Raw genomic sequence first — 23,994 nt, 5'->3', positions numbered from 1 at the left:
AGCACGATGCAACGACGTTCCCTGATCCAGGCCGCGACCGCCGCGGCCGCCACGCTGGGCGTGCCCCGGCTGTTCGCGCAGGACTGGCCCAACGCGCCGGTGCGCATCGTGGTGGGCTTCCCGCCGGGCGGCGGCACCGATGCGCTGGCGCGCGTGGTGGCGCAGAAGCCACCGTGATGTGGAACCAGCAGGTGATCGTCGAGAACAAGGCCGGCGTGGCCGGCGTGCTCGCGGCCGACTACGTGGCGCAGCAGCCGAGCGACGGCAGCACGCTGCTGATGGCCCACATCAACAGCCATGCGCTCGCGCCCAGCCTGCAGCCCAAGCTGCGCTACAGCGTGGAGCGCGACTTCGTGCCGATCGTGCTGGTGGGCGTCACGCCCAACCTGCTGATCGCGAGCCCGGCGCAGAAGGCGCTCACGGTGAAGGACATCGTGGCTGCCTGCAAGGCCGCGCCCGGCACGCTGAGCTTCGGCTCGGCCGGTGCGGGCTCGGCGCAGCACCTGGCGCTCGAGATGTTCAAGCTGCAGGCGGGCGTCGATGCGCTGCACGTGCCCTACAAGGGCAGCGGGCCGCTCTTGGCCGACCTGATGGGCGGGCAGATCCAGTACAGCTTCGAGACCATGACCGCGGCCACGCCGCATGTGAAGAGCGGCCGCGTGCTCGCGGTGGCGCAGACGCGCACCCAGCGCGCCAAGGGCCATCCGAACGTGCCGACCATGCAGGAACAGGGCTTCCAGGGCTTCGAGGCCACCACCTGGTACGGCCTCGCGGGCCCGGGCAAGCTGCCGGCGCCGATCGCGCAGAAGATCAACCGCGACGTCAATGCCGTGCTCGCCATGCCCGACGTGCAGGAGAAGCTCGACACCTACGGCGCCGAGGACGGCGGCGGCTCGCAGGACAAGTTCAGGCAGTTCATCCACACCGAGATCGCCAAGTGGGCCAAAGTGGTGAAGGACGGCAACGTGCGCGTCGAATCTTGAGAAGATCGGCGGCATGAACGCACACACGACCACCCTGCCCCCTGCTCTTTCCGCGCTGGCCGACGCCCTCGTCGCCGCGCGCCGCGCCGACCGCACGCTCGATGCCGTGCCCTGGCTCGACATGCTGCACGCGCCCGCCGAGGCCTATGCGGTGCAGGACGCGGTGGCCGCGGCACTCGGCTGGTTCGACGCGGGCACCCTGCCCGGCTGCTGGAAATCCGGCGGCGGCTCGCGCACTGCGACGCTCACGCATGCGCCGCTGCCGCCCGCCGGCGTGCGCCGGAGCCCGGCCGACTACAGCGACCTGGTGTTCCACCAGCCCGGCATCGAGGCCGAGATCGCGCTGCGCCTGGGCCGCGAGGTCACGCCGGCCCTGGCCGCCTCGCTCGCGCATGAAGACGCGGCCTCGCTGGTCGATGCCATGACCGTCTCGATCGAGGTCTGCGATGCGCGCTGGCAGGACCGCGAGGCCGCCACGCCGCTGTTGCGGCTGGCCGACTCGCAGGTGCACGGCGCGCTGGTGCTCGGCGAATGGCGACCCTTCGCCGCCATCGACTGGGCCTCGCAGCGCTGCGAAACGAAGATCGGCGACGCCGACACGGTGGTGCGCGAAGGCAGCCATCCGCTCGGCGATCCGGCCTGGCTGCTGCCGATCTGGCTGCGCCATCTCACGCGCCGTGGCCAGGCCGTGCCGGCCGGCACGGTGGTCACCACCGGCTCCTGGATCGGCCTCCTGCCCTGCGCGCGCGGCGATCAGGTGACGGCCGACTTCCCCGGCATCGGCGCCGTGCGGCTGCGCGTGTAGCGCCCGCCGCCCACGCCCGAGCAGGCCACGAGGAAGTCGAGCACCGCGCGCACCCGCGCCGGCAGGGTGCCGGCCTTGCCGATGTAGACCGCGTGGATCGGCTCCACCTCGTTCGGGTTGAACTCCTCGAGCAGCGGCACGAGCCGGCCCGCGTCGATGTCGTGCTGCGTGTGATAGAGCGACAGCCGCGTGATGCCCGCGCCCGCGATCGCCAGGTGGCGCAGGGTCTCGCCATCGCCTGCGCGCACCGGGCCGGCCACCGGCAGCAGGATCGTCCTGCCGTCGATGCGGAACGGCCAGTCGGGCGCGCTGCGCCGGTAGGTCCAGCCCAGGCGGCTGTGCGCCTCGAGTTCCTGCGGCGTGCGCGGCGTGCCGTACTTCGCGAGGTAGGACGGCGCGGCCAGGAGGGTCTGGCTGGTGTCGCCGATGCGCCGCGCCACCAGGTCGGAGGCCGGCAGCTGGCCCCAGCGGATCGCGATGTCGGCGCGCTCGTCCATCAGGTCGACGATGCGGTCGGTCAGCGCGATGTCGAGCGTGATCTGCGGATGCTGCTCGATCAGCTTCGGCACCAGCGGCACCAGCATGTGGTGGCCGAAGGACACGCTGGCGTTGATGCTGACCCGCCCGCGCGGCGCGGCACCGGCGGCCGCGCAGCGCTCGGCCTCGTCCATGTCGGCCAGCACGCGGTGGCTGCGCTCGTAGAAATGCAGGCCCTCGGGCGTGAGCTGCAGCTTGCGCGTGGAACGGTGCACGAGCTGGATGCCCAGCCGCGCCTCGAGCCGCGCCACCAGCTTGCTGACGGCCGAGGGCGTCATGCCCAGCAGCCGCGCGGCGGCCGAGAAGCCGCCCGCGTCGACCACCTGCACGAAGGCCTCCATCTCGCCCGAACGGTTGACCTCGATGCGCGGCATGGCGTGTTCTCCAGGGAATCGATTTGTGAGTTGAATTCACAAGTGCGTTGACCGGCGGCATTCTAGTCAACGAGCGGCTTCGTCCGCACAGTACAGGGCATCATGCCCATCGCTCTACTCGCCCTCACCGCCGGTGCCTTCGGAATAGGCACCACCGAATTCGTCATCATGGGCCTGCTGATGCAGGTCTCGACCGATCTCCAGGTCTCGATCACGGCCGCCGGCCTGCTGATCTCGGGCTATGCGCTCGGGGTCGCGGTCGGCGCGCCGCTGCTCACCATCGCCACCCGCCGGCTGCCGCGCAAGACCGTGCTGCTGGCGCTGATGGCGATCTTCACGCTCGGCAACATCGCCTGCGCGCTGGCGCCCAACTACGAGCTGCTGATGGGCGCGCGCGTCATCACCTCGCTCGCGCACGGCACCTTCTTCGGCGTCGGCTCGGTGGTGGCCACCGGCCTGGTGGCGCCCGAGCGCCGCGCCTCGGCCATCGCCATCATGTTCACCGGCCTGACCGCCGCCACCCTGCTGGGCGTGCCCTTCGGCGCCTGGCTGGGCCTGCACTTCGGCTGGCGCGCGGCCTTCTGGGCCGTGGCGCTGATCGGCGTGGTGGCGCTCGCGGTGCTGGCCGTGTTCGTGCCGCGCGTCGAGGGCGAGGCCAGGCCCGCGCCGCTGCGCGAGGAGATCGCCGTGCTGGCCCGGCCCCAGGTGCTGCTGGGCCTGGCGATGACGGTGCTCGGCTTCGCCGGCGTGTTCGCCGTCTTCACCTACATCCAGCCGCTCCTGACCCAGGTCACGGGCCTGTCGGAATCGGCCGTGTCGCCGATCCTGCTGGTGTTCGGCGGCGGCCTGGCCGTGGGCAACATCGTCGGCGGCCGGCTGGCCGACCGCGCCGTGATGCCCGCGGTGCTCGGCACGCTGGCCGTGCTCGCGGTGGTGCTCGGCACCATGCAGTTCGCGATCGGCACGCCGATCGCCGCGGTGGTCTTCGTCGGCCTGCTCGGCGTGGCCTCGTTCGCCACGGTGGCGCCGATGCAGCTGCGCGTGCTCGAGAAGGCCTCGGGCGCCGGCCAGAACCTGGCCTCGAGCCTCAACATCGCCGCCTTCAACCTCGGCAACGCGCTCGGCGCCTGGGCCGGCGGCGTGGTGATCGACCATGGCCCGGGCCTGCGCGCGCTGGGCTGGGCCGCCGCGCTGCTGACCGTGGCGGGCCTCGCGATCGCGCTGTGGAGCCGCGCGCTCGACCGCCGCGGCGACCGCACCTTGCCCGACGATTGCGCCTCGGTGCGCGCCTGATCCATCGCTCATTCAAACAAAGGAGAAGTTCTCATGGAACAACGCTTTCTCGGCCGCTCGGGCTTCAAGGTGCCCGCCCTCGGTTTCGGCGCCGGCACCTTCGGCGGACAGGGTCCGCTGTTCAGCGCCTGGGGCAACACCGGCACCGACGGCGCGCGCCGCATCGTCGACATCGCGCTCGATGCCGGCGTGAACCTGTTCGACACCGCCGACGTCTATTCGGACGGCGCCTCCGAGACCATCCTCGGCGCCGCGCTCAAGGGCCGGCGCGACAAGGCTATCGTCTCGACCAAGCTCTCGCTGCGCGCGGGCGACGGGCCGAACCAGGTCGGCGCCTCGCGCCACCACCTGGTGGGCGCGACCGAGGCCGCATTGACGCGGCTGGGCACCGACTACATCGACATCCTGCAGTTGCATGCCTTCGACGCGATGACGCCGGTCGAGCAGGTGCTGGGCACGCTCGACGCCCTCGTGAAGTCGGGCAAGGTGCGCTACATCGGCATGTCGAACTTCTCGGGCTGGCAGCTGATGAAGTCGCTCGCGGCCTCCGACCGGCTGGGCCTCGAGCGCTACGTGGCGAACCAGACCTACTACTCGCTGGTCGGGCGCGACTACGAGTTCGAGCTGATGCCGCTGGGCCTGGACCAGGGCGTGGGCGCGATCGTCTGGAGCCCGCTGGGCTGGGGCCGCCTCACGGGCAGGATCCGGCGCGGCCAGCCGCTGCCCGCGGGCAGCCGGCTGCACGAGACCGCCGGCTTCGCGCCGCCGGTGGACGACGAGCGCCTCTACCGCGTCGTCGATGCGATGGACATCGTGGCCGAGGAAACCGGCAAGACCCATGCGCAGATCGCGCTCAACTGGCTGCTGCAGCGGCCCACGGTGGCCAGCGTGCTGATCGGCGCGCGCGACGAGGAGCAGCTGACGCAGAACCTCGGCGCGCTCGGCTGGCAGCTGAGCGACGCGCAGATGGCGCGGCTCGATGCGGCCAGCGCGATCGCGCCGCCCTATCCCTACTACCCGTACTGGAACGGGCAGTTCGCGGAGCGCAGCCCCGTGGCGGTGCCGGTCAGCGCGCCGGCAACGGCCGCTTGACTTCGCCGGCCGACACGAAACGGCGCGCGCGCATCCACTTGGTCACGACCCACTTCTCGCCGCGCGTCACGGGCGCGCTCGCATGCAGCGAGCGCGCATCGACGCGGCCCTCGTCGTCGCCGTATTCGAAGTAGCAGGCATTGCCGCGGATCGGCGACATCGCCAGGCCCAGCTGCGGAAAGACGGTCTGGCCGCCCTCGGGCACGTCGTTCAGGTAGGTCACCAGCGTGCTCACGCGCTGGCCGCTGCGCGCGATCGACTCGCGGTTGGCCGCGTTGCCCGGCACCAGGTAGTCGTGGTGGGGCTCGCTGCCCGCGCCCTCGGGGTAGTGCAGCAGCTGCAGGCCCTCGCCGTTCTCCAGCGGCAGGTTCATCAGCGCCGACAGCCGCCGGTCGAGGCGGGCCACGAGCTCGTTCTCGGCCAGGCGAAAGAACATGCCCCAGCTCGCGCGCCGGTCGCTGACCACGTCGCGCCCGCTCATCGGATCGACCAGAGTGGAAGGCGCGAGACGCGGACGCGCCATCTCGATCAGCGCCCGGCATTCCTCGGCATCCATCACATTGCCCAGCGAGGCATGGACCGGGTCCTCGCCACGCGCATGCACGACGATCTCGCGGTCGATGGCCTGGATCCGCGTGCCCGGCGCGAGCCGCATCGCGGGCCGGGCGGCGGCCGCGTCCGGCAGCTCGATGGCATCGGCCGGCATCGGCGCGCCGCGCTGCCGCGCATCCACATGGGCCGCGACGATGGCCTGCGCGGCGCGTTCGTTCATGCCCTTGCCGCGCATCGTGGCGACCAGCGCCTGCGGCATCTGGCCGGCATCGAGCATGCCCTGGAGCCAGCGCCCCAGCTCGGGGGAGAAGCGCACGACGGTGCTCATGGCCGGCCGCCGCTCAGACGGGCCCCAGGTGCGGCACCCAGCCCTTGTCGCCGCGCGTGAAGCCCTGGCGCAGCTGCAGCGGGCCGTTGGCGCCATTCATGATGCGCGCGACCATCGGGAACACGCGCTGCGCGTCGGGGTCCTGCATCCACGGCGCCGGCTCGATGCGGTAGGTGTAGCTCACCACGGCCATCGGATGGCTGGCGTCGGTGCCGGCCAGCTTCACGTCGACGATCTTCTCGCGCTGCAGGTGCGCCACGCAGAAGTCGTTGGCATGTTCGGCATCGCGGGTGGCGTGCGAATGCGGCTTGTAGAACTTGCGGCCCTCCTCGGTCAACTCGAAGCGCTTGACCGCGCCGTCGGGGTTCTCGGCGCTCTTGGGCGCGGCGACGATGGTGCTGCGCACCAGGCCCAGCTTCTCCATCACCGGGAACTGCACCGCGTGGCGCGCGCCGGAGCCGGCCTCGGCTTCGGTCAGGTCGATCGGCCAGTCGAACATCGCGAGGCAGATGTCGCCGCGCTCGGCCAGGTAGGCATCGAGCGGGGCCGCGAGGTTCTCGGCGGTGGGGGCGCTGGCGTCGGGGCCGGCGCTGCAGGCGGCGAGCGCGCAGAGCGCGGCCATCGCGGTGAGGGTCGTCAGGGTCTGGAGCGAGGAACGGAGAGTCATGGGGTTCTGGTGGAGGTATCGGATAGCCAAGGCGGGGCTCAGTGCAGGTCGAGTTCGTCCGCGACCCAGCCGCGCCGCGTGAGGTGGACGCCGAGGCGCATCTGCATCGTTCCCTCGCGCTGGATCGCGCGCGCGAGCAACGGGAAGGCCTGCTGCACCTCGGGCGCGGTGGCCCAGGGATCGAGCGCGATGCGGTAGGTGAAGAGCAGCGAAGTCGTGGTGCGGTCGTCGCGGGTCTGCGGCGGGTCCCAGCCGACCAGGCGATCGAGGCTCAGGGTGGCCGCGCAGAGGTCGGCCGGGTGCACGACGGTCTGCGTGGTGGTGCGCACCACCACGGGCAGCTGCAGGTAGTGCTCGCGCCCGGCGTCGGTCAGCGCGTATTCGCGCGCGGCCGCGACGTCCTTGCCGGTCACGAAGCCCAGCTTCTCGAGCAGCGGCATCTGCTGTGCGTCGGGCGCGTTCGATCCGGTCGCGACCTTGATCGGCCAGTCGTACTTGGCCAGGCACACATGCCCGCGCTGCGCGAGGTAGTCGTTGGCGGTCGCGGTGAAGTTGTCGCGGTTCGGAAAGCGCGCCTCTTCGTTGCCGCAGGCGCTCAGCACGACCATCGGCAACGCGAGGCACGCGGCGATGCCGAAGCGCCGCCAGGGGCTGGAGCGCGTGACCGTCATTTCGTGCACCGGCCGGAAGCCGCCGGCGTGGCGGACGGCTGGTAGCCGTCGCTCAGCGTGCCGAGGAAACAGGTCAGGTCGGCGATCTGCTCGGCCGTCATGGCCGGTGCCGAGCCCGGCGCGCGCGGCTTCGTGCCGCTGGCCAGCGTCTTCTCGCCACCCTCGCCCGTGCCCAGCGGCACTTCCTCGTCGACGTTGCCCTGCTGCGCGCGCGGCAGGTCGTTGTACTTGCGCACCGTCGCGCCCGGCACGGCCGTGGGCTGCAGCGCCCAGGCCGGATTCGCCTGCGGCGCGCCGCTGCCGTCCTTGTCGGCCGGATACCAGTATTCGGGATGGGTGTCGCGCGTGTTGTAGAAGTTGAGCACCTGCTCCATCGAATGGAACACGCCGTTGTGGAAGAAGCTGCCGCGCGTCGCCACGTTGCGTAGCACCGGCACCTTGAACATGCCGCAGTACGGGGCCGCCGTGCCCGGCGTGGCGGGCAGGTGATCGGTGCGGAAGGGACCGCACAGGCCCATGTCGAAGTACTTCGGATCGTCGTTGGCCGGGATCGGATCGGGATTGTTCGGGATCGAGCGGTCGTTGCGCGGCGCGGCCAGCGCCTGGTAGGTGAAGTCGGTCATCAATCCGGTGTTGCCGTTGAAGTTGGCGCCCGTGTAGTGGCAGCCCGAGCAGTTGGCGATGCCGCTGCTGTGGAACAGCACCTCGCCGCGCCGCTCGGCGGGCGTCAGCGCGCCGCCGATCTTGTTGAAGACATAGAGGTCGTACTTGCTGCTGTACGGATGGAAGCTCAGGTCCTCGGTCTCGAGGGCCTGGATCGCCTTGCCGAGGTCGTCGAAGGCGGCATCGGTGTCGTCGAAGACCTGGGCGCCGAAGGCCTGCTTGAACAGCGCCGCATAGCTGCCCTCGCGCACCGCCTTCACCACCGCCTCCTTCGAGGCGGCATTCATCTCGACCGGGTTGAGCAGCGGCAGCGCGGCCTGCGCCGCCATCGTGGCCGCGCGGCCGTCCCACATGAAGCCGCCGCCCGGCGACTCGGAGGTCACGCCGTCGGGATTCGGTGCGTTGTCGTCATAGGCCGGCGTCGATTCGCGGTAGCGCAGCGAAGGCACGGCGCGCGCGCCGGTCTGCGCGATGTCGGAACCGAGCTGCACCGAGATGCTGTTCGGCGGGCCGTAGGCGTACTGCGGGTCGTGGCAGCTCGCGCACGACATGTTGCCGCCGCCCGAGAGCCGCTTGTCGAAGAAGGCCAGTTGGCCGATCTGGGCCGGCAGGCTCAGCACCGGCGTGCGCGCGGCGGCGGCAGCTTTGGCCGTCGCCGGGTCGCTACTGTTGCAGGCCACCAGGGCCCACAGGGCGGCCGCGAGCACCATGCCGAGCGCGACCGTCTTTTCCATTGCCAAGTTCATCATTCAACGTTGCATCCCGCGAAGGCGGCCGCGCCACCTTGCGGGATTTCGGAAACCTGAAACGCCGGATTCCAGGCGGTCCGCAACGGATCCCGTCTGGAATGGCCTGAGGGGAAAGATCCGCGGAGCGAAGCGATGCGCCTCGCCCTGCGGATCGTCCTTCGGGTTACTTCGTCGCCCAGACGTTGACCTGGCTCGCGTCGGGTCCCACCTGCGGCGTGATCTGGCCCACGGTCTGGCCCGTGACCGGATCCTTCACGCCGACGATGTCGCCCGGGTAGAGCTTCTGCGTGTAGCCGCTCGGGATCACGTAGGCATGGTTGATCGGCCGCACCGAGTCGAAGTGCGTGTCCGCGCTGCCCGAGTACTCCGGCAGTGCCGCGATGTTGGCCGTGATGAAGGCTTCGGTGTACTTGGCGCGGTTCAGGTAGCTCGCATCGACGGCCGGGTCGGCGATCTGGAACATGTCCTGCAGCGTGCGCACGAACGAGAAGTGGCTGTAGGCATCGCTGTCCACCACCTGCTTCTTGGCGTTGCCCAGGTCCTGCTGGTTGCTGATGATCCCGAAGATCGAATTGCCGTGGCCGAAGTTGCCGTTGCTGTAGTTGAGCGGCGGCGCGATCGGCAGGCCCTTGCCGCTCGCGTCCACGGTCAGCGGCGTGGTCTTCGAATTCGGGCCGCCGGCATTCCAGCCGCAGCACGAACCGTTGCTGCCGCCCTCGCCTTCGTCGTACATCACGACGATCGCCACGCGCTTGTTCGGGTTCTTCCACAGCGCCGAGCTCTGGATCTTCTTGACCACCATGCCGAGATAGATGTCGGCGCGCTGCACACCGTTGGCCTGGCCGTTGTTGGCGCTCACGCAACTGGTGTCCTGGCCGACGCCGTGCATGTCGTCGCACTGGTCGGGCACCACGAAGTTGATGTTGCCCACGTCGCCGGTCTCCAGGTCCTTGCTGAACTGGTCGTAGATCCAGCCGCTGGGGATGCCGTAGACCGAGGTCTTGAGCCAGTCGGCTTCCTGGTACTGCGTACCGAAGATGGTGCGGTTGGTGGCCACGAACTCGGGCAGGTTGCGCGCGTCCTGGAAGGCGATCGACGGACCGTGCTTGACCTTGTAGAGACCGTTCCCCACCGCGTAGTTGTCCGAGCCCTTGAGGCTGGGGGTGGAGCCGTCGAGGTTGGTGACGCCCAGCTTGGTTGCGTCGTAGGTGGCGGCCACCTTCGCATCGGCGATGCTGTCGGCGCGCACGTCCTGGCCGGGGTTCATCGATTCGCTGTAGGTGCGGATCGTGCGGCCGGTCTTCGACATCAGCGTGAACAGGTTGTCGCCGGGGATGTTGTGCACGGTGCCGGTGGTCGGCGTATCACTGCAGGCCGCGCCGGCGGTCGTGCTGTAGCCGGCACGGGTGGCGCTGTTCGCGGGCGGCAGCTTGTCCTGCGTGGGCAGGGGCTGGCCGTCAGACGCCGTGCCGCCCTTGAATTCGACGTCGGTGATCTTGTAGGGACCGTCGGGAACCACGCCGCAGCCGAACCAGTTGTCGTCGGTGATGCCGAAGTCGTCGCCGCCGCCCAGCGCGCTGTAGTTGGGCTCGGACGGGTTGCCGGTCGAGTAGTAGGTGCTGAGCTGGTTGTACTTCTTGAGGATGTAGTTGATGTTGACGGCGCGCGGGTTGTCCACGATCACGTCGGTCGACTTGTTCTCCTCGATGATCACGAAGATGTTGTCGTAGGCCGGCACGCCTTCGACGTTGAAGGCCGCCTGCTGCGCCTGCGCGAAGGTGATCGGCGCCTGCTTCTGCAGCGGCTGCGAACGCGCGACGCTGCTGCCATCCTTGTTGCTGAGGGTCACGCCCGACAGGCCCACCAGGCGCGGGTCGCCGCCCGCCACAGCGAGGTGGTCGGGAACATGTCCTTGCGATCGAGCTTGGCCGTGGCGTAGGTGTAGCGGTTGGTCAGTTCGTTGTCCTGGTACAGGGCCGCGTACTGGTCGGTGCCCTTCAGGCCGTTGACGTCGGCCAGCGGATCGGTGAGCGCGGCCGTGCCGAGGTTGAAGGTGGGCACGTTCAGGCGCGCGAGCAGGTTGGCCTTCTCGGCCTTGTAGCTGCTGCCGTTGGCTTCCACCAGGCGCTGCGCTTCGCTCGACAGCGGGCTGATGACGATCTTCGCCGCGCCCTGGTCGGCGATCTGGTCGGCCGAGGCGCGCAGGATCAGGTGGCTCGCGACCTTGGCGCCGGTGGCCGTGTTGGTCGCCGAGCTGCCGATGTCGGCCACGAGCTGACCGGTCTGGGGTGGTGGTGGTCAGCGTGAACTTGCCGCTGGCGTCGGTGGTGGTCGAGACCTCGCCGCTGTCGAGCACGCCGTTGCCGTTGGCATCGACGAAGACCGTGGCCTTCGCGTAGTAACCGGCCTTGAGCGTCGGGTTGCCGGTGTTGCTGCCGGGCACGTCAGCCGCTGGCGGCGACCACGCCGCTGAGGGTGACGGCGTTGCCGCTGCCGTCGCCGGGCGGCAGGAACGCGAAGCCACTGCCGCCACCGCCACCGCAGGCGGTGAGCACGGAGGCTGCGAGCACCGTGAGCGCGGGGCACAGCAGGCCGGTCTTGATCTTGTGGATGGGTTTCAAAGTCGACTCTCGATCGTTGGGGAATGCGAACGGACGCACGGATTCGCCGAATCCGGCGGCCCTTGATTCAAGGACCGGTCGATGGTGGTTTTGCCAAATGTCAGTCCGAAGGCAGCAGACTTAGGTGCGCATTAGCGTTTTCTTCCACGCTCGGAAACAGCGCGCGCAGGCGCACGCGCGGCGTGCGCGGCACGCCGTAAAAAGCAACGGATCTGCGGTTTCGCGCCCCGTGGTCAGGGCGCGGTCAGCGAGCCGGGGCGGCTGCTATTTCGGCGCGGCTTCGCGCCGTGCGAGCGCATGCATCTGCGTGGCTTCGCGCGGCAGCCACAGCGAGAGCGCGAACACGGCGAGACCCACCACCAGCATCATCACGAAGGTCAGGTGCAGCGAGCCGCCGAGCGCGAGTCGCAGCGCCACGTCGCCGGCCGCGGGCGAGGCCGGGCCCTGCAGCAGCAGGCGCAACTGCTCGTCGGTGAAGGCGAGGCGGCCATCGGCGCGCGTGAGGCCGAAGTTGAAGACCGCGCCGAAGAAGGCCGCGCCCAGCGCGCTGCCGAGGTTGCGCGAGAACACGTTGGACGCGGTGGCGCTGCCGCGCTGCGCGACGTCGACCGACTCCTGGATCAGGATCAGCGAGCTCAGGCTCAGCAGGCCCATGCCCAGGCCGATGACGAACGAGCCCACGCCCGCGAGCACCGGCGTGCTGCCCGCGGCGAGCAGCACGAAGCTCGCGCAGCCCACGGGGATCAGGGCCGCGCCGGCCACGAGGATGCGCCACAGGCCCACGCGCTGGAAGATGCGCGAGGTCAGCGTGGCGCCGATCGGCCAGCCCAGCATCACCATGGTCAGGGTGAGGCCCGCGGTGACCGACGAACGCTCGAGCACCACCTGCACGTACATCGGCAGGAAGGTGGTGATGCCGATCAGCACCATGCCCGCGAGCAGGGCCGCGCCGTTGACGGTGGCGATGACGCGCGCGCCCCAGAGCTTGAACGACACCATCGGGTCGGCCGCGCGGCGCTCCTGCCACACGAACAGCAGCACCGTGAGCACGAAGGCCGCGCTCCAGCCCCAGGCCGAGGCGTCGTTGCCGATGCCGAACTCGGTGAGCGCGATCATCAGCGCCGCGATGCCGGCGGCGAACAGCACCGCGCCCACGATGTCGATCGAGGCGCGGCGCGTGGCCGGCGTCTCGTGCAGGAAGGCCCAGAAGCCCAGCGCGGCCGCGAGGCCGATCGGCACGTTGATCCAGAAGATCCAGGCCCACGAGAGCTTCTGCACGATCAGCGCGCCGAGCATCGGCCCGAGCACGGCCGACACGGCCCACACGCTCGCGAGGTAGCCCTGCACCTTGCCGCGCTCGCGCACCGGATAGAGGTCGCCCACGATGGTCAGCGCCACCGGCTGGATGGCGCCGGCGCCGATGCCCTGGATCAGCCGGAAGCAGATCATGGCGGGCATCGACCACGAGAAGCCCGCGAGCAGCGAGCCGACGAGGAAGATGGCGATGCCCACGAACATCACGGGCTTGCGCCCGTAGAGGTCGGAGAGCTTGCCGAACACCACGGTCATCGCGGTCTGCGCGAGCAGGAACGAGGCGAAGACCCAGCTGTAGAGATGCAGCCCGCCGAGCTCGGAGGCGATCTGCGGCATGACGGTGGAGACGATGGTCGCCTCGATCGCGACCATGGCCATCGACGCCATGATCGATGCGATGACCAGCGGGCGGTGGGTGGTCTTGGTGGGAGGGGCTTCGGGTGTCACGCGGGACTTCCTGGGGAGCGCGGTGCGTCGGGGCACATCGGGGCGCGGGAAGCGCACGGGGCACGGGCACGGATTGCGAAGGGCTGCATGCTATAGCCATCACGAGCCCCTGTCCGCTGCTCGGACTCTTCGCAGGATCAGGCAAGTGCGAGTGCGAGTGCAAGTGCAACCGAAGTGCGCGGGCGCCCTGCCCCGCGCCCTCGCCTCGTCAGCCTTCGCCTTCGGGCGGCTCGAGGAAGGACGGCTGCGAATGCGGGAAGGCCGCCTTGCCCTGGCTGCCCTCGCCCGGCACGAAGAAGGCATAGCGGTTGCGGCCCGCGGCCTTGGCGGCATAGAGCGCGGCATCGGCGCGCGCGAGCAGCTCGGCCGCCGTGACCGCCGATTCGGCCGGGCCGTGGAAGGCGATGCCGATGCTGGTCGCGACCTCGATGCGCTGGCCGTCGACGCGGAAGGCCGGGTGGTTGATCTGCGCCACGATCTTCGAGGCCACGGCCGCGACCGCCTCGCGCTGCTTGAGGTTCTCGATCACCAGCACGAACTCGTCGCCGGCCAGCCGCGCCGCCATGTCGCTGGCGCGCACGCAGGCCTTGAGCCGGCGCGCGTACTCGGCCAGCACGGCGTCGCCCACCGCATGGCCCAGCGTGTCGTTGATGGCCTTGAAGCGGTCGATGTCGAGGAACATCACGGCCAGCGAATGGCCGGTGATGCGCCCGCGCAGCACCGCGTCGGGCAGGAACTCGTTGAAGGCCAGCCGGTTCGGCAGGCCGGTCAGGGTGTCGATGCGCGCGAGCTCGATCAGCTGGCGCTCCACCAGCTTGAGCGCCGTGATGTCGAGCGCCAGCGAGAAGATGCCGTGCGTGCTGCCGTCGCTGCGCGTGTCGGGCACGTAGATCACCTGCGTCACGCGGTCGTAGCCCGCGCGCTGCGTGCGCGCCTCGAACTCCACCTTCTCGCCGGCCAGCGCGCGCGCGAGCATCGGGCGGCGCGTCAGGTAGACCTCGCGGCCCGCCACCTCCTCGAGATGGCGCCCTTCCACCTGCGCGGGCCCGAGGCCCAGCCAGGCGTGGCTGGTGGCGTTGGCGAAGGTGATGCGCTCCTCGCGGTCGATGTAGGTGATCAGCGCCGGCATGCTGTTGGTGATGGCGCGCAGCCGCAGCTCGCTCTCGGCGGCGCGCAGCTCGGCCTCCTTCAGCGCCGTGATGTTGAAGGCCATCAGGTAGAAGCCCAGCACCTCGCCCTCGAGGCTGATGTCGGCGATCAGGTGGGTCTGGAAATGGCCGTCGCTGCCGTGGATCGGGGCATCGACCGGGAAGTGCGCGTTCTTGCCGGCCAGCACCGAGGGCAGGTGCGGCCGGATCTGTGCGTACACCGCATCGCCGAGCGAGGAGCGCAGGCTCACACCCGCGAGCGGGCCGTCGAACAGGTCGGCGAGCTTCCGCGCGCGGCTGTTGGCGAACAGGCAGTTCTCGTCGCGGTCGAAGTAGCCGACCAGCGCCGGGATGCTGTTGGTCACGTCGCGCAGCCGGCGCTCCTGCTCGGTCAGCGCCTTGCGCACGTTCACCTCGTCGGTGATGTCGAAGGTCATCGCGAACACACCGCGCACCACGCCCTCGGTGTCGCGGTCGGGGATGTAGTGGGCCTTGTAGGTGCGGTCGCCGACACCGCGCGCCGGGTTGCCGGCCTTCTCGATGATCACGGCCTCGCCGCGCAGCGCGCGCTCGTAGTACGGCGCGACCACCGCGAAGTCCTCGGCGCCACGGGCCTCGGGCATTGCGCGGCCGACCAGCTCGCCGTCGTCGTGCATCGCCTTCACGTGCGCATTGACGAAGGTGTAGCGCAGCGCCGCATCGACGTGCGAGACCAGCGCGGGGATGTTGTCGGCGATGGTGCGCACCTGGGCCTCGGAGCGCGCCAGGCGCAGTTCGCTGGCGCGCTGCTGGGCCATCAGCTGATCGAAGCTGCGCGCGAGCTCGCCGATCTCGTCCTGCGCGTAGCGCTCCGGTGGCTCGGGCACGCCGACGGCCGGATCCTGCGCCGACTGCATGCGCCCGTGCAGCGCGGCCAGCGGCGTGAGGCGCCGCCGCACGAAGCCCAGCGCGAGCGCGCCCGCCAGCAGCGCCGCCACCAGCCCGCCGCCCAGCGCCACGCGCTCGATCGCGTCGATGCGCGCGAAGGCCTCGCTGCTCGGGTACATGGCGCCGACGATCCAGTTGGTCTGGTCGGTGCGCTGGAACGCGAACAGGCCCTGCACGCCCGATTCGTCGATGCCCTCGCTGGTGCCCTCGAAGCCCGCGATGGCGCGCCGGATCTCGGGGTTGGCGCCGTTGTCGGTCGGCAGCCGGGTCAGGATGCGCGCCGCGTCGGGGTGGTCGACCACCACGCCGTCGGCCGTGAGGATGAACAGGTAGCCGGTCTTGCCGAAGCGCACGTCGGCCAGGTCGCCGAGGATGTTGCGGTCCTTCAGGTTGAGCGCGCCCGACACCACGAAGCGCACCTTGCCCTGCGCGTCGAGCACCGGCTCGGTGATGGCGATCTGCGCCAGGCCGTTGAGCCGGTTGCGGTAGGGCCGCGAAATGAGGCCCAGCCCGGACTGCACCGTCTGCTGGAAGTAGGCGCGGTCGCGGATGTTGATGGTGCCGACCTGGCTGGCGTTGCTGAAGTTGGCGACCAGGTTGCCCTCGAGGTCGATGAAGGCCACGTTGTCGAAGGCCAGGCGCAGCGACTTGTGGCGCTCGAGGAAGGCCTGCAGCGGCCGGCCGTCCTGGAAGTTCTGCGCCTCGACGCTGTCGACGAAGGTCTGCAGCAGGATGCGGCGGCTGCCGAACTTCTGGTCGACGCCGGTCGCGATCGAGGACACGCGCGCGAACTGCTCGCCGGTGATCGAGGCCCGCAGGCTGCCGCGCACCAGTTGCAACGCGACCATCGCGATGGCGACGGTGGCGGCCAGCACCACGGCGGCGACGCCGAGGCTGACGCGGGTGTGGAGTCCGAAACGGCGATGGAACGGTCGCGAAGGGGTCATGAATGGGATGAAGGGGCCAGGGCGCGCCGGGGTTCCGTGCCGGCTCGTGCAACCTGGGGCGAGTATCGGTGCGTTTGTCGGTCGGCGGAAGGTGAGAAACGTCATACACCTCCGCTTGCCCATACGCGGCGGGCACCCGAACGGATGCAGCCGCCGCGCGCACCCGTCAAGCCGCGACCAGCGGCTGGCCGGCCGCCGGGGCCGTCACCGCACCGGCCAGCGCATCCACCATCGCGTCGACCTCGGCCTCGGCCCGGGCCAGCGAATCGGCCAGCAGCGCGCCGCCGAACTCGTCGCCTTCGGCCGCGGCCTCGTGCACCTCGGTCAGGCCGATGTACGCGAACGCCGTGCGCACCATCGCCTCGGCATGGTTCATGTGCGCGATGCGCCCGCCCGGGCCGTAGCCATGGTCGCCGCGCGCGCCCAGCAGCACCAGCCGCTTGCCGGGCGGCAGCATCGGCCAGTACGGCACGGCGCCGCGCGCGCGGTCGAAGCCGAAGGTGCGGCCCACGCGCACCACGTTGTCGATCCAGGCCTTGAACTGCGCCGGCACGCCGAAGTTGTACATGGGCAGGCCGACCACCACGAGGTCGGCCGCCAGCAGCTGGTCGACCAGGCGGTCGCTCTCGGCCAGGCGCTCGGCCATCCAGGGCTCGCGCTGCTCGGGCGCGGTGAAGGCGGCATGGATCCAGCGAGCGTCGACGAAGCCCGGCGGCTGCTGGCCGACGTCGAGGTGCTCGACCGCGTCGCCGGGCCGCAGCGCCTGCCAGCGCTCGACGAAGCGGGCCGACAGGCGGCGCGAGTGGGAGCCATGGGGATCGGTGCCGGAGCGGCCCGGGCGCGCGCTGGCGTCGATATGGAGCAGTCGGAGGGACATGGTCGTTGGTCCTTGCAATGAGTGAATGGATGTCTTTCGTCTCGCGGTGCCAGAATGGCGGTCGGCCGAGGCGTACCCAGAATCTATGGGCCTCGGCATGGCATCACAAACGATCGTTTTTCCTCCAATGAAAGAGCCAGACTCATCCGTCAGGGCGCCTCGGCGATTGCCGCCGCTGCTCGCGCTGCGCGCCTTCGAGGCCGCGGCGGCGCATGGCAGCTTCCTGCGCGCGGCGCACGAGCTGTCGGTCACGCCCTCGGCCATCAGCCACCAGGTGCGCGCGCTCGAGGACACGCTGGGCCAGCCGCTGTTTCGCCGCCTCACGCGGCAACTGGCGCTCACGCCCGCGGGCGCGCGGCTGTTCGAGGACCTGCGCCAGGGCTTCGACGCGCTCGAGGCCGGCGTCGAGCGGCTGCGCCGGCCGGCCGCGACGCAGGCCGTGACGCTGAGCACCAACACCGCCTTCGCCGCGCGCTGGGTGATCCCGCGCATGGCGGCCTTTCGCGCGGCCTGCCCCGGCATCGAGCTGCGGCTGCATGCGAGCGACACCGTGGTCGACCTCGCGCGCGGCGAGGCCGACATCGCGGTGCGCCTGGGCAGCGGCCGCTGGCCAGGCCTGGCGGCGCGCGCGCTGATGCCCGAGCGCTACGCGCCGCTGTGCAGCCCGATGCTCGGGCTGGCGCGCGTGGAGGATCTGGCGCGGCACCGGCTGATCCATTGCGACTGGCAGCCGCAGGCCCATGCGCCGGCGCTGTGGCCGCGCTGGTTCGAGGAAGCGGGGCTGGCACCGCCGCGCGGCCGCTCGGCGAAGCAGGCCGCGCCGGCCGCGCCAACCGCGCAGGAGGCCGAGCTCTCGTTCTCCGACGAGACCCATGCGATCCTGGCCGCGCTCGGCGGCCATGGCGTGGCGCTCTTGAGCCTTACGCTCGCGGCCGAGGAGCTGCGCAGCGGCGCGCTGGTGCAGCTCTTCGGGCCGGCGCTCGATACCGGGCGCTACTTCCTCGCCACCGCGAGCGGGCGCGAGGACGAGCCTGCCGTGCGCGCGGTCTGGGACTGGATCGTGTCCCAGGCCGGCTGATCAATCCTCGAAGGGCTCGGCGATCTCGCGCAGCGCCATGCGCTTGTAGGCCGCGACCAGCGCCGCGCCCTCTGCCGGCGCCACGCCGATCGCGAGGCGGATCGTGGCCTCGCCGAGCTCCCAGATCAGGAAGGCGGACTGTTCGATCTCGGCGATGCGTTCGCGCTGCGCATCGCCGTGCACCTTGCGCATCGCCTCGGCCAGCATGCCGCCGGCGATGCGGCTCTCGGCGATCTGCAGCCCGAGCAGTTGCCGATCGGCCTGCATGCCGCTCCAGATGTCGCGCATCACGGGCCGCGCGCTGACGATCTCGAAATAGCGGTCGACCAGCGCCGAGAACGCTAGCCGCAGGCTCGCAAGGTCGTGCACCTCGCGCAGCCCCTCCTCGATGCAGCCGCGGCTGTGCAGGTTGATGCGCTCGGCCAGCACGCGGATCAGCGAACTCTTGTCGGGGAAGTACTGGTAGAGCGAGCCGATCGAAATGCCGGCGCGCGCGGCCACCTCGCTCGATCTTCAGTGCGTCGCTGCCGCCGTGCTCGATCAGCGCCGAGGCGCATTCGAGGATCAGCTCGACGCGCGCCTTGCTGCGCTCCTGCGTGGGGTTCTTGCGGGCGCCCGGGGTGGCGGTGGCGATCTGGTTCATGGCGGGGACGACTCGAAAAAACGGTTGACGCTCGAAATGTGAGGGAATATCATTTTTTACATGAGCAATCCTCACATTAACCCAAGGAGTCCCCGATGGCAATCGATCAGACCCGGTCGCAGGCGCGCGACGACGCAAGACCCATTCTCGTACTGGGCGCCCACGGCAAGACCGGCGCGCGCGTCATGGCCCTGCTGCAGGCCGCCGGCCATGCGGTGCGCGCCGGCTCGCGCAACGCCCGCCCCGCCTTCGACTGGAACGACCGCGCCACCTGGGGCCCGGCGCTCGAGGGCGTGCGCGCGGTCTACATCGCCTACCAGCCCGACCTCTGCGTGCCCGGCGCGGTCGAGACCGTGCGCGCGTTCTGCGAGGCGATCGCGCAGGCCGGCGTGCGCAAGACCGTGCTTCTCGGGCCGCGGCGAGCCCGAGGCCGAGGACGCCGAGAACGCGCTGCGCGCCAGCGCGCTCGACTGGACCATCGTGCGCGCCAGCTGGTTCTTCCAGAACTTCAGCGAGAACTACTTCCTCGAGGAGATCGTCGCCGGCGAGATCACGCTGCCCGAGGGCCTCGCGCCCGAGCCCTTCGTCGATGCCGACGACATCGCGGAGATCGCGGTCGCCGCGCTGCTCGATCCCGAGGGCGGGCGCCATGGCGGCCAGCTCTACGAACTGACCGGCCCCGAGGCGCTGGACTTCCCCGAGGCGATACGCCGCATCGGCCAGGCCGCGCAGCGCGGCATCGGATGCCGCATCGTGACCATGGACGACTACGCCGCCGCGCTGGGCCAGGCCGGCCTGCCGAGCGATCTCGCGTGGCTCGTGATCTACCTGTTCAAGACCGTGCTCGACGGGCGCAACACGCCGGTGGCCGACGGCGTGCAGCGCGCGCTGGACCGGCCGCCGCGCAGCTTCGCCGACTACCTCGCGCGCACCGCGCCCACCGGCGTCTGGGGAGCCGCGTCGTGAGCGGCAAGCTGCTGACCGCGCTGGTGCTGGCCGGCGCGCTGTCGAGCGCATTGGTCGCCGGCATGTTCTACGCGTTCTCGTCTTTCATCATGGCCGCGCTGGCGCGCGTGCCGCCGGCCGAGGGCATGCGCGCGATGAACGCGATCAACGTGACGGTGATCACGCCGAGCTTCATGGTGCTGTTCATGGGCACGGCGGTGCTCGGCATCGGGCTTGCCATCTGGTCGCTGTTCTCGATCGCGCAGACCGACTCGCAGCTGGTGCTGCTGGGCGCCCTGCTCTACCTGGTCGGCTGCTTCGGCGTGACCATGGTCTTCAACGTGCCGCTCAACGACCAGCTGGCCGCCGCGCCCACCGAGGTGCCGTGGCACAGCTACCTCGAGACCTGGACCCTGTGGAACAGCGTGCGCACCGCCGCGGCCACGCTGTCGTCGGCGGTGCTGGTGACGGTGGCGCTGCGGCAGGCCGCGGGCTGAAAGCGGGAGCGGGCAGCCGGACGCAGAGGACGCGAAGAGTTTCGCAGAAGTCGCAGAAGGAACAACCAAAAAATGGATGTTCTTCTGCGACTTCTGCGCTCCTTGGTATTCCTTCTGCGTTCGGCCGTCCGAATTCAAGGCGCGCGCAGCTGCTCGCGCAGCTTGGCGCCGATCTCGGGCCGCTCGAGGAAGGGGTCCGCGGGGTTGGTGATCGAGACGATGTTCTCCATGCGGCTGCGCACGTTGCCCAGCGCCTTCGGATGGCTGAAGACGTAGAACTGGTTGTCGCTGATCGCCTCGAAGACCTTGGCCGCGACCTCGGCCGCCGTGATCTTGCCGCTGCTCACCGCCTTGTTGCTCATGGCCTGGCCGATCAGCTGGCTCTTGGTGAGTTCGCTCTGCGCGGGCGCGTCGGGCCGGTTGCGTTCGCTGCTGGTGATGCCGGTGGGCACGAAGTACGGGCACAGCAGGCTGGCGCCGATCTGGTCGGTGACCAGGTTCAGGTCCTGGTACATGGTCTCGGTGAGGCTCACGACCGCGGCCTTGGCGGCGTTGTAGATGCCCATGTTCGGCGGCGTCAGCAGGCCGGCCATGCTCGCGGTGTTGGTCACGTGACCGCGGTACAAGGGGTCCTTCGCGGCGGCCTCGAGCATCATCGGCACGAACAGGCGCACGCCGTGGATCACGCCCCAGAGGTCGACGCCGAGCACCCAGTCCCAGTCGGCCACGGTGTTCTCCCACACCAGGCCGCCCGCGCCCACGCCGGCATTGTTGAAGACGAAGTGCGGCGCGCCGAAGCGCTCCTTCACGGCGGCAGCCAGCGCTTCCATCTGCGCCGCGTCCGACACGTCGACCTTGCGCGCCAGCACCTGCGCGCCGGCCGCTTCCATCTCGGCCTGCGCCTTGTCGAGTGCGTCCTGCTGCACGTCGACCAGCACGAGGTTCATGCCGCGCGCCGCGCCGATGCGCGCGCATTCGAGTCCGAAGCCCGAGCCCGCGCCGGTGAGCACGGCGGTCTTGCCCTTGAAGTCCTGAATCATTGGATACGTTCCTTTGGAATGGCTCTGCGCCGAGCATTAGAGCGCGTCGGCGCGCACGCGGCTGTCGTTCGTGCGACGCAGCGCGAAGCCTTTGGTTTACGCATGGGCCGACGGGGCCGAAGGATGTCTCCGAAGCTACATACAAGCTGCCTATAAACCGCCGCAGCCCGCTCGCCGGTCCTTCATCCATCGAGAGAACACCCATGATCCACGCAGTGCCGAGGCCGGCCTGGCAACTCCGAACTTTGGTACTCGCAGCGGTCGTCGCGTTGAGCGCGTGCGGCGGCGGCGGTGGCGGCGGAGGTGTCTTCCCCTTCGTCCCCCCGCCGCCCACCGACACCGCGCCGCCGCCCGTGCAGCCACCGCCGCCGGCACCGACCTGCGCCGCCGCGATTCCGGCCGATGCGCCGCTCGCGGCCATTCCCGCCGTGCAGGGCACGGGCCACCTGAGCCCGATGGCCGAGCAGGCCGTGACCGTGCGCGGCGTGGTGGTCGGCGACTTCCAGGCCACCGGCACCGGCGATCCCCGGCTCAACGGCTTCTTCGTGCAGTCGCGCGTGCCCGATGCCGATCCGCTGACCTCCGAAGGCCTCTTCGTCTATGCGCCAGCCAACGCCACGCGCGTGGCGGTCGGCGACTACGTGCAGGTCTCGGGCACGGTCACCGAGTTCGGCCAGACCGCGGGTGCGGGTGCCAAGCCCGACAGCCTCACGCAGATCGCGGGCAGCAGCGACAAGCCCGTGGCGGTTTCCATCTGCGGCTCGGGCCTCGCGATCGCGCCGACGCCGATCACGCTGCCCGTGGCCGACGAATCCACGCTCGAGCGCTACGAAGGCATGCTGGTCGAGATCGCGCAGCCGCTGGCCGTGTCGGAGCTGTTCGAGCTGGGCCGCTACGGCCAACTGGTGCTGGCGCTCAACGGACGCCAGTTCAATCCCACCAACGGCAATGCGGCCGCGACGCACGAACAGAACCTGCTCGCGCGCATCGTGCTCGACGACGGCGGCTCGCGCCAGAACCCGAACCCCATTCCCTACCTGAGCGCGGCCGGCAACGAGGGCACGCGCCGCATGGGCGACACGACGCAGAAGGTCACGGGCATCCTGAGCCACAACTTCGCGGCCTACCGGATCCAGCCGACCGAGGCGACCAGCTTCGCGCAGGCCAATCCGCGCCCGGCCACCGCGCCCGCGGTCGGCGGCGCGCTGAAGGTGGCGAGCCTCAACGTGCTGAACTACTTCACCACCTTCCAGAACGGCGAGAACGCCGCGGGCCAGACCGGCCAGGGCTGCACGCTGGGCAGCGAGGCCCCGAGCGCGGGCAACTGCCGCGGCGCCAACAACCGCGCCGAGTTCGACCGCCAGCAGGCCAAGATCGTGGCCGCCATCGCGGGCCTCGATGCCGACGTGATCGGCCTGATGGAGATCCAGAACACCGACGTGGCGACCGACAACCTCGTGGCCGCGCTCAATGCCAAACTGGGCGCGGGCACCTACGCCTCGGTGCGCAGCGGCAGCTTCGGCACCGACGCGATCAAGGTCGACATCCTCTACAAGCCCGCGAAGGTGCAGCGTGTCGGCGGCCTGGTGTTCCCCACCGGCACCGACCTCACGGAGTACGTCGCGCCCAGCGGCCGGCCGCCGCTGGCGCAGCGCTTCAGCGCGGTGGGCAACCACGGCGGCTTCTGGTTCGTGGTCAATCACCTGAAGAGCAAGGGCAGCTGCCCGGGCACGGGCGACATCGACCTGGGCCAGGGCTGCTTCAACCTCGCGCGCACGAAACAGGCGACGGCGCTCAACAGCTTCGTCGCCAAGCTCAAGGCGCAGGGCGAAGCCGACGTGCTGATGATGGGCGACTTCAACAGCTACCTGCTCGAGGACCCGACGAAGGTGCTCGAGTCGGCCGGCAACGAGAGCCTGCTCAAGCGCATGCCCGCCAACGACCGCTATACCTACGTGTTCGGCGGCGAGACCGGCGCGCTCGACCATGCCTATGCCTCGGGCTCGCTGGCCGCGCAGGTCGCGGGCGTGGGCGTGTGGCACATCAATGCCGACGAGCCGACCGCGCTCGACTACAACACCGACTTCACGACCGACGACCGCTATGCGCCGACGCCGTTCCGCGCCTCGGACCACGACCCGGTGCTGGTGGGGCTGAACCTCGCGGCCGATGCGGCGGTGACGCTGCCGATCCTCGGCGGCACGATCCCCGCGACCGCCAGGGCCGGCGAAAGCTACGGCGTGACGATCACCGAAGCCCTGCCCGGCGGCAGCGCCACCCTGACTTCGCTCTCGGTCGACTGGGGCGATGGCAGCGCACCGACGACCGCGCCGGGCGCCGGCACGGTGACCCATACCTACGCGGCCGCGGGCAGCTTCGACGTCGTCATCACGCTGACCAACTCGGCGGGCCAGACGGCCACGCGCTCCGGAACCGTCGCCGTCAGCAAGATCGTGGTGGTTCCGCCCGGCGCGCCCGACCTGTTCTTCAGTGAGTACATCGAGGGCAGCTCGAACAACAAGGCGATCGAGCTCTACAACCCGACCGCGGCGGCGCTGGATCTGAGCCTCTACACCGTCAAGCTGTACTCGAACGGCGCGAGCACCGCGACCAACACCCAGGTGCTCGAGCGGCACGCTGGCCGCGGGCGCGACGCTGGTGCTGTCGAACAGCGGCGCCACTGCCCCCTTCAAGCCCGCGGGTTCGCTCGTCAGCAGCGTGGTCAACTACAACGGCGACGATGCGCTGACGATCGAGAAGTCGGGCACGGTCATCGACCGCATTGGCCAGGTCGGC

The 23,994-nt window shown here is 70.2% G+C and carries 21 protein-coding genes and 2 pseudogenes; 9 read left to right on the top strand and 14 right to left on the bottom strand.

The features are described 5' to 3' along the window. The first annotated feature begins 6 nt into the window (after nt 1-6). A pseudogene (locus ACHMXE_RS27045) lies at nt 7-983 on the top strand (Bug family tripartite tricarboxylate transporter substrate binding protein). A 13-nt stretch (nt 984-996) separates the two neighbouring features. Next, nucleotides 997-1,788, top strand: a complete 792-nt coding sequence (locus tag ACHMXE_RS27040; RefSeq protein WP_395352436.1) for a fumarylacetoacetate hydrolase family protein — start codon at nt 997-999, stop codon at nt 1,786-1,788. Here the strand turns inward: ACHMXE_RS27040 and ACHMXE_RS27035 are convergent. Beyond that, nucleotides 1,737-2,699: a LysR family transcriptional regulator gene (locus tag ACHMXE_RS27035; RefSeq protein ID WP_057594799.1), complete on the bottom strand. Its 963-nt coding sequence runs from the start codon at nt 2,697-2,699 to the stop codon at nt 1,737-1,739. The two genes, ACHMXE_RS27040 and ACHMXE_RS27035, sit on opposite strands and share 52 nt — an antisense overlap. A gap of 102 nt (nt 2,700-2,801) precedes the next feature. Here ACHMXE_RS27035 and ACHMXE_RS27030 point away from each other — a divergent pair, with 102 nt between their 5' ends. Then, nucleotides 2,802-3,992 (top strand): MFS transporter, encoded by a 1,191-nt coding sequence (locus ACHMXE_RS27030; RefSeq protein ID WP_395352433.1) that lies wholly within the window; start codon nt 2,802-2,804, stop codon nt 3,990-3,992. Between the two features lie 33 nt (nt 3,993-4,025). Continuing rightward, nucleotides 4,026-5,084, top strand: coding sequence for an aldo/keto reductase (locus ACHMXE_RS27025; protein ID WP_395352432.1), 1,059 nt, complete (start codon nt 4,026-4,028; stop codon nt 5,082-5,084). Here the strand turns inward: ACHMXE_RS27025 and ACHMXE_RS27020 are convergent. From ACHMXE_RS27020 to ACHMXE_RS26975, 10 genes are all read right to left on the bottom strand, one after another. Further along, nucleotides 5,059-5,964, bottom strand: a complete 906-nt coding sequence (locus ACHMXE_RS27020) for a 2OG-Fe(II) oxygenase (RefSeq protein WP_395352430.1) — start codon at nt 5,962-5,964, stop codon at nt 5,059-5,061. The two genes, ACHMXE_RS27025 and ACHMXE_RS27020, sit on opposite strands and share 26 nt — an antisense overlap. Before the next feature lie 13 nt (nt 5,965-5,977). Next, on the bottom strand, nt 5,978-6,631 hold the full coding sequence (locus ACHMXE_RS27015; RefSeq protein WP_395352428.1) for a hypothetical protein: 654 nt from the start codon (nt 6,629-6,631) through the stop codon (nt 5,978-5,980). Between the two features lie 38 nt (nt 6,632-6,669). Further along, the gene (locus ACHMXE_RS27010; RefSeq protein ID WP_395352426.1) at nt 6,670-7,302 is read right to left on the bottom strand and encodes a hypothetical protein; all 633 of its coding nucleotides are present in this window, start codon (nt 7,300-7,302) and stop codon (nt 6,670-6,672) included. Continuing rightward, nucleotides 7,299-8,699, bottom strand: a complete 1,401-nt coding sequence (locus tag ACHMXE_RS27005) for a cytochrome-c peroxidase (protein WP_395352424.1) — start codon at nt 8,697-8,699, stop codon at nt 7,299-7,301. The genes ACHMXE_RS27010 and ACHMXE_RS27005 overlap by 4 nt, the downstream gene beginning before the upstream one ends. A gap of 178 nt (nt 8,700-8,877) precedes the next feature. Further along, complete coding sequence (locus tag ACHMXE_RS27000; protein WP_395352422.1) at nt 8,878-10,602, bottom strand: alkaline phosphatase family protein; 1,725 nt, start codon at nt 10,600-10,602, stop codon at nt 8,878-8,880. Then, on the bottom strand, nt 10,560-10,985 hold the full coding sequence (locus tag ACHMXE_RS26995) for a hypothetical protein (RefSeq protein ID WP_395352420.1): 426 nt from the start codon (nt 10,983-10,985) through the stop codon (nt 10,560-10,562). Before ACHMXE_RS26995 ends, ACHMXE_RS27000 begins: the two co-directional genes overlap by 43 nt. A 173-nt stretch (nt 10,986-11,158) precedes the next feature. Further along, complete coding sequence (locus ACHMXE_RS26990) at nt 11,159-11,335, bottom strand: hypothetical protein (protein WP_395352418.1); 177 nt, start codon at nt 11,333-11,335, stop codon at nt 11,159-11,161. A gap of 264 nt (nt 11,336-11,599) precedes the next feature. Further along, on the bottom strand, nt 11,600-13,036 hold the full coding sequence (locus ACHMXE_RS26985; RefSeq protein WP_395352833.1) for an MFS transporter: 1,437 nt from the start codon (nt 13,034-13,036) through the stop codon (nt 11,600-11,602). A gap of 268 nt (nt 13,037-13,304) precedes the next feature. Then, nucleotides 13,305-16,118, bottom strand: a complete 2,814-nt coding sequence (locus tag ACHMXE_RS26980) for a diguanylate cyclase domain-containing protein (protein ID WP_395352416.1) — start codon at nt 16,116-16,118, stop codon at nt 13,305-13,307. Between the two features lie 166 nt (nt 16,119-16,284). Beyond that, entirely contained in the window at nt 16,285-16,995 is a 711-nt protein-coding gene (locus ACHMXE_RS26975) for an FMN-dependent NADH-azoreductase (RefSeq protein ID WP_395352414.1), read from the bottom strand. Nucleotides 16,996-17,122: 127 nt separating this feature from the next. Between ACHMXE_RS26975 and ACHMXE_RS26970 the strand changes: the two genes are divergently transcribed. Then, nucleotides 17,123-18,073 (top strand): LysR substrate-binding domain-containing protein, encoded by a 951-nt coding sequence (locus ACHMXE_RS26970; RefSeq protein WP_395352412.1) that lies wholly within the window; start codon nt 17,123-17,125, stop codon nt 18,071-18,073. Here ACHMXE_RS26970 and ACHMXE_RS26965 read toward each other — a convergent pair whose 3' ends face one another. Further along, on the bottom strand, nt 18,074-18,574 hold the full coding sequence (locus tag ACHMXE_RS26965; protein WP_395352410.1) for a TetR/AcrR family transcriptional regulator: 501 nt from the start codon (nt 18,572-18,574) through the stop codon (nt 18,074-18,076). It abuts the gene before it with no gap. On the opposite strand from ACHMXE_RS26965, the gene ACHMXE_RS26960 reads away from it, so the two are divergent. Then, the gene (locus ACHMXE_RS26960) at nt 18,555-18,758 is read left to right on the top strand and encodes a hypothetical protein (protein ID WP_395352408.1); all 204 of its coding nucleotides are present in this window, start codon (nt 18,555-18,557) and stop codon (nt 18,756-18,758) included. The two genes, ACHMXE_RS26965 and ACHMXE_RS26960, sit on opposite strands and share 20 nt — an antisense overlap. Nucleotides 18,759-18,787: 29 nt before the next feature. On the opposite strand, the gene ACHMXE_RS26955 is transcribed toward ACHMXE_RS26960, so the two are convergent. Continuing rightward, nucleotides 18,788-19,195 (bottom strand): hypothetical protein, encoded by a 408-nt coding sequence (locus ACHMXE_RS26955; protein ID WP_395352406.1) that lies wholly within the window; start codon nt 19,193-19,195, stop codon nt 18,788-18,790. 1 nt (nt 19,196) lies between these two features. Between ACHMXE_RS26955 and ACHMXE_RS26950 the strand changes: the two genes are divergently transcribed. Together ACHMXE_RS26950 and ACHMXE_RS26945 are read left to right on the top strand one after the other, a co-directional pair. Beyond that, the gene (locus ACHMXE_RS26950; protein WP_395352404.1) at nt 19,197-19,682 is read left to right on the top strand and encodes a hypothetical protein; all 486 of its coding nucleotides are present in this window, start codon (nt 19,197-19,199) and stop codon (nt 19,680-19,682) included. Beyond that, nucleotides 19,679-20,158 (top strand): DUF1772 domain-containing protein, encoded by a 480-nt coding sequence (locus ACHMXE_RS26945; protein WP_395352402.1) that lies wholly within the window; start codon nt 19,679-19,681, stop codon nt 20,156-20,158. The genes ACHMXE_RS26950 and ACHMXE_RS26945 overlap by 4 nt, the downstream gene beginning before the upstream one ends. Before the next feature lie 134 nt (nt 20,159-20,292). Here the strand turns inward: ACHMXE_RS26945 and ACHMXE_RS26940 are convergent, their stop codons facing one another. Then, entirely contained in the window at nt 20,293-21,198 is a 906-nt protein-coding gene (locus tag ACHMXE_RS26940) for an SDR family oxidoreductase (RefSeq protein WP_395352400.1), read from the bottom strand. 203 nt (nt 21,199-21,401) lie between these two features. Between ACHMXE_RS26940 and ACHMXE_RS26935 the strand changes: the two are divergent. Next, nucleotides 21,402-23,609 (top strand): annotated as a pseudogene (locus ACHMXE_RS26935) (ExeM/NucH family extracellular endonuclease); the annotation flags it as partial. Nucleotides 23,610-23,994 lie beyond the last annotated feature (385 nt).

Origin of the sequence: Variovorax sp. UC122_21, from assembly GCF_044056785.1 — a bacterium.
GTDB lineage: Bacteria > Pseudomonadota > Gammaproteobacteria > Burkholderiales > Burkholderiaceae_C > Variovorax.
The sequence above is the reverse complement of the archived record's forward strand: the minus strand, read 5'-3'. Positions and strand labels throughout refer to the sequence as shown.

Coding starts and splice junctions, on each gene's coding strand:
- ACHMXE_RS27040 (WP_395352436.1), top strand. CDS start 997: ATGAACGCACACACGACCACCCTGCCCCCTGCTCTTTCCGCGCTGGCC.
- ACHMXE_RS27035 (WP_057594799.1), bottom strand. CDS start 2,699: ATGCCGCGCATCGAGGTCAACCGTTCGGGCGAGATGGAGGCCTTCGTG.
- ACHMXE_RS27030 (WP_395352433.1), top strand. CDS start 2,802: ATGCCCATCGCTCTACTCGCCCTCACCGCCGGTGCCTTCGGAATAGGC.
- ACHMXE_RS27025 (WP_395352432.1), top strand. CDS start 4,026: ATGGAACAACGCTTTCTCGGCCGCTCGGGCTTCAAGGTGCCCGCCCTC.
- ACHMXE_RS27020 (WP_395352430.1), bottom strand. CDS start 5,964: ATGAGCACCGTCGTGCGCTTCTCCCCCGAGCTGGGGCGCTGGCTCCAG.
- ACHMXE_RS27015 (WP_395352428.1), bottom strand. CDS start 6,631: ATGACTCTCCGTTCCTCGCTCCAGACCCTGACGACCCTCACCGCGATG.
- ACHMXE_RS27010 (WP_395352426.1), bottom strand. CDS start 7,302: ATGACGGTCACGCGCTCCAGCCCCTGGCGGCGCTTCGGCATCGCCGCG.
- ACHMXE_RS27005 (WP_395352424.1), bottom strand. CDS start 8,699: ATGGAAAAGACGGTCGCGCTCGGCATGGTGCTCGCGGCCGCCCTGTGG.
- ACHMXE_RS26985 (WP_395352833.1), bottom strand. CDS start 13,036: ATGGCGTCGATGGCCATGGTCGCGATCGAGGCGACCATCGTCTCCACC.
- ACHMXE_RS26980 (WP_395352416.1), bottom strand. CDS start 16,118: ATGACCCCTTCGCGACCGTTCCATCGCCGTTTCGGACTCCACACCCGC.
- ACHMXE_RS26975 (WP_395352414.1), bottom strand. CDS start 16,995: ATGTCCCTCCGACTGCTCCATATCGACGCCAGCGCGCGCCCGGGCCGC.
- ACHMXE_RS26970 (WP_395352412.1), top strand. CDS start 17,123: ATGAAAGAGCCAGACTCATCCGTCAGGGCGCCTCGGCGATTGCCGCCG.
- ACHMXE_RS26960 (WP_395352408.1), top strand. CDS start 18,555: ATGCCGGCGCGCGCGGCCACCTCGCTCGATCTTCAGTGCGTCGCTGCC.
- ACHMXE_RS26955 (WP_395352406.1), bottom strand. CDS start 19,195: ATGGTCCAGTCGAGCGCGCTGGCGCGCAGCGCGTTCTCGGCGTCCTCG.
- ACHMXE_RS26940 (WP_395352400.1), bottom strand. CDS start 21,198: ATGATTCAGGACTTCAAGGGCAAGACCGCCGTGCTCACCGGCGCGGGC.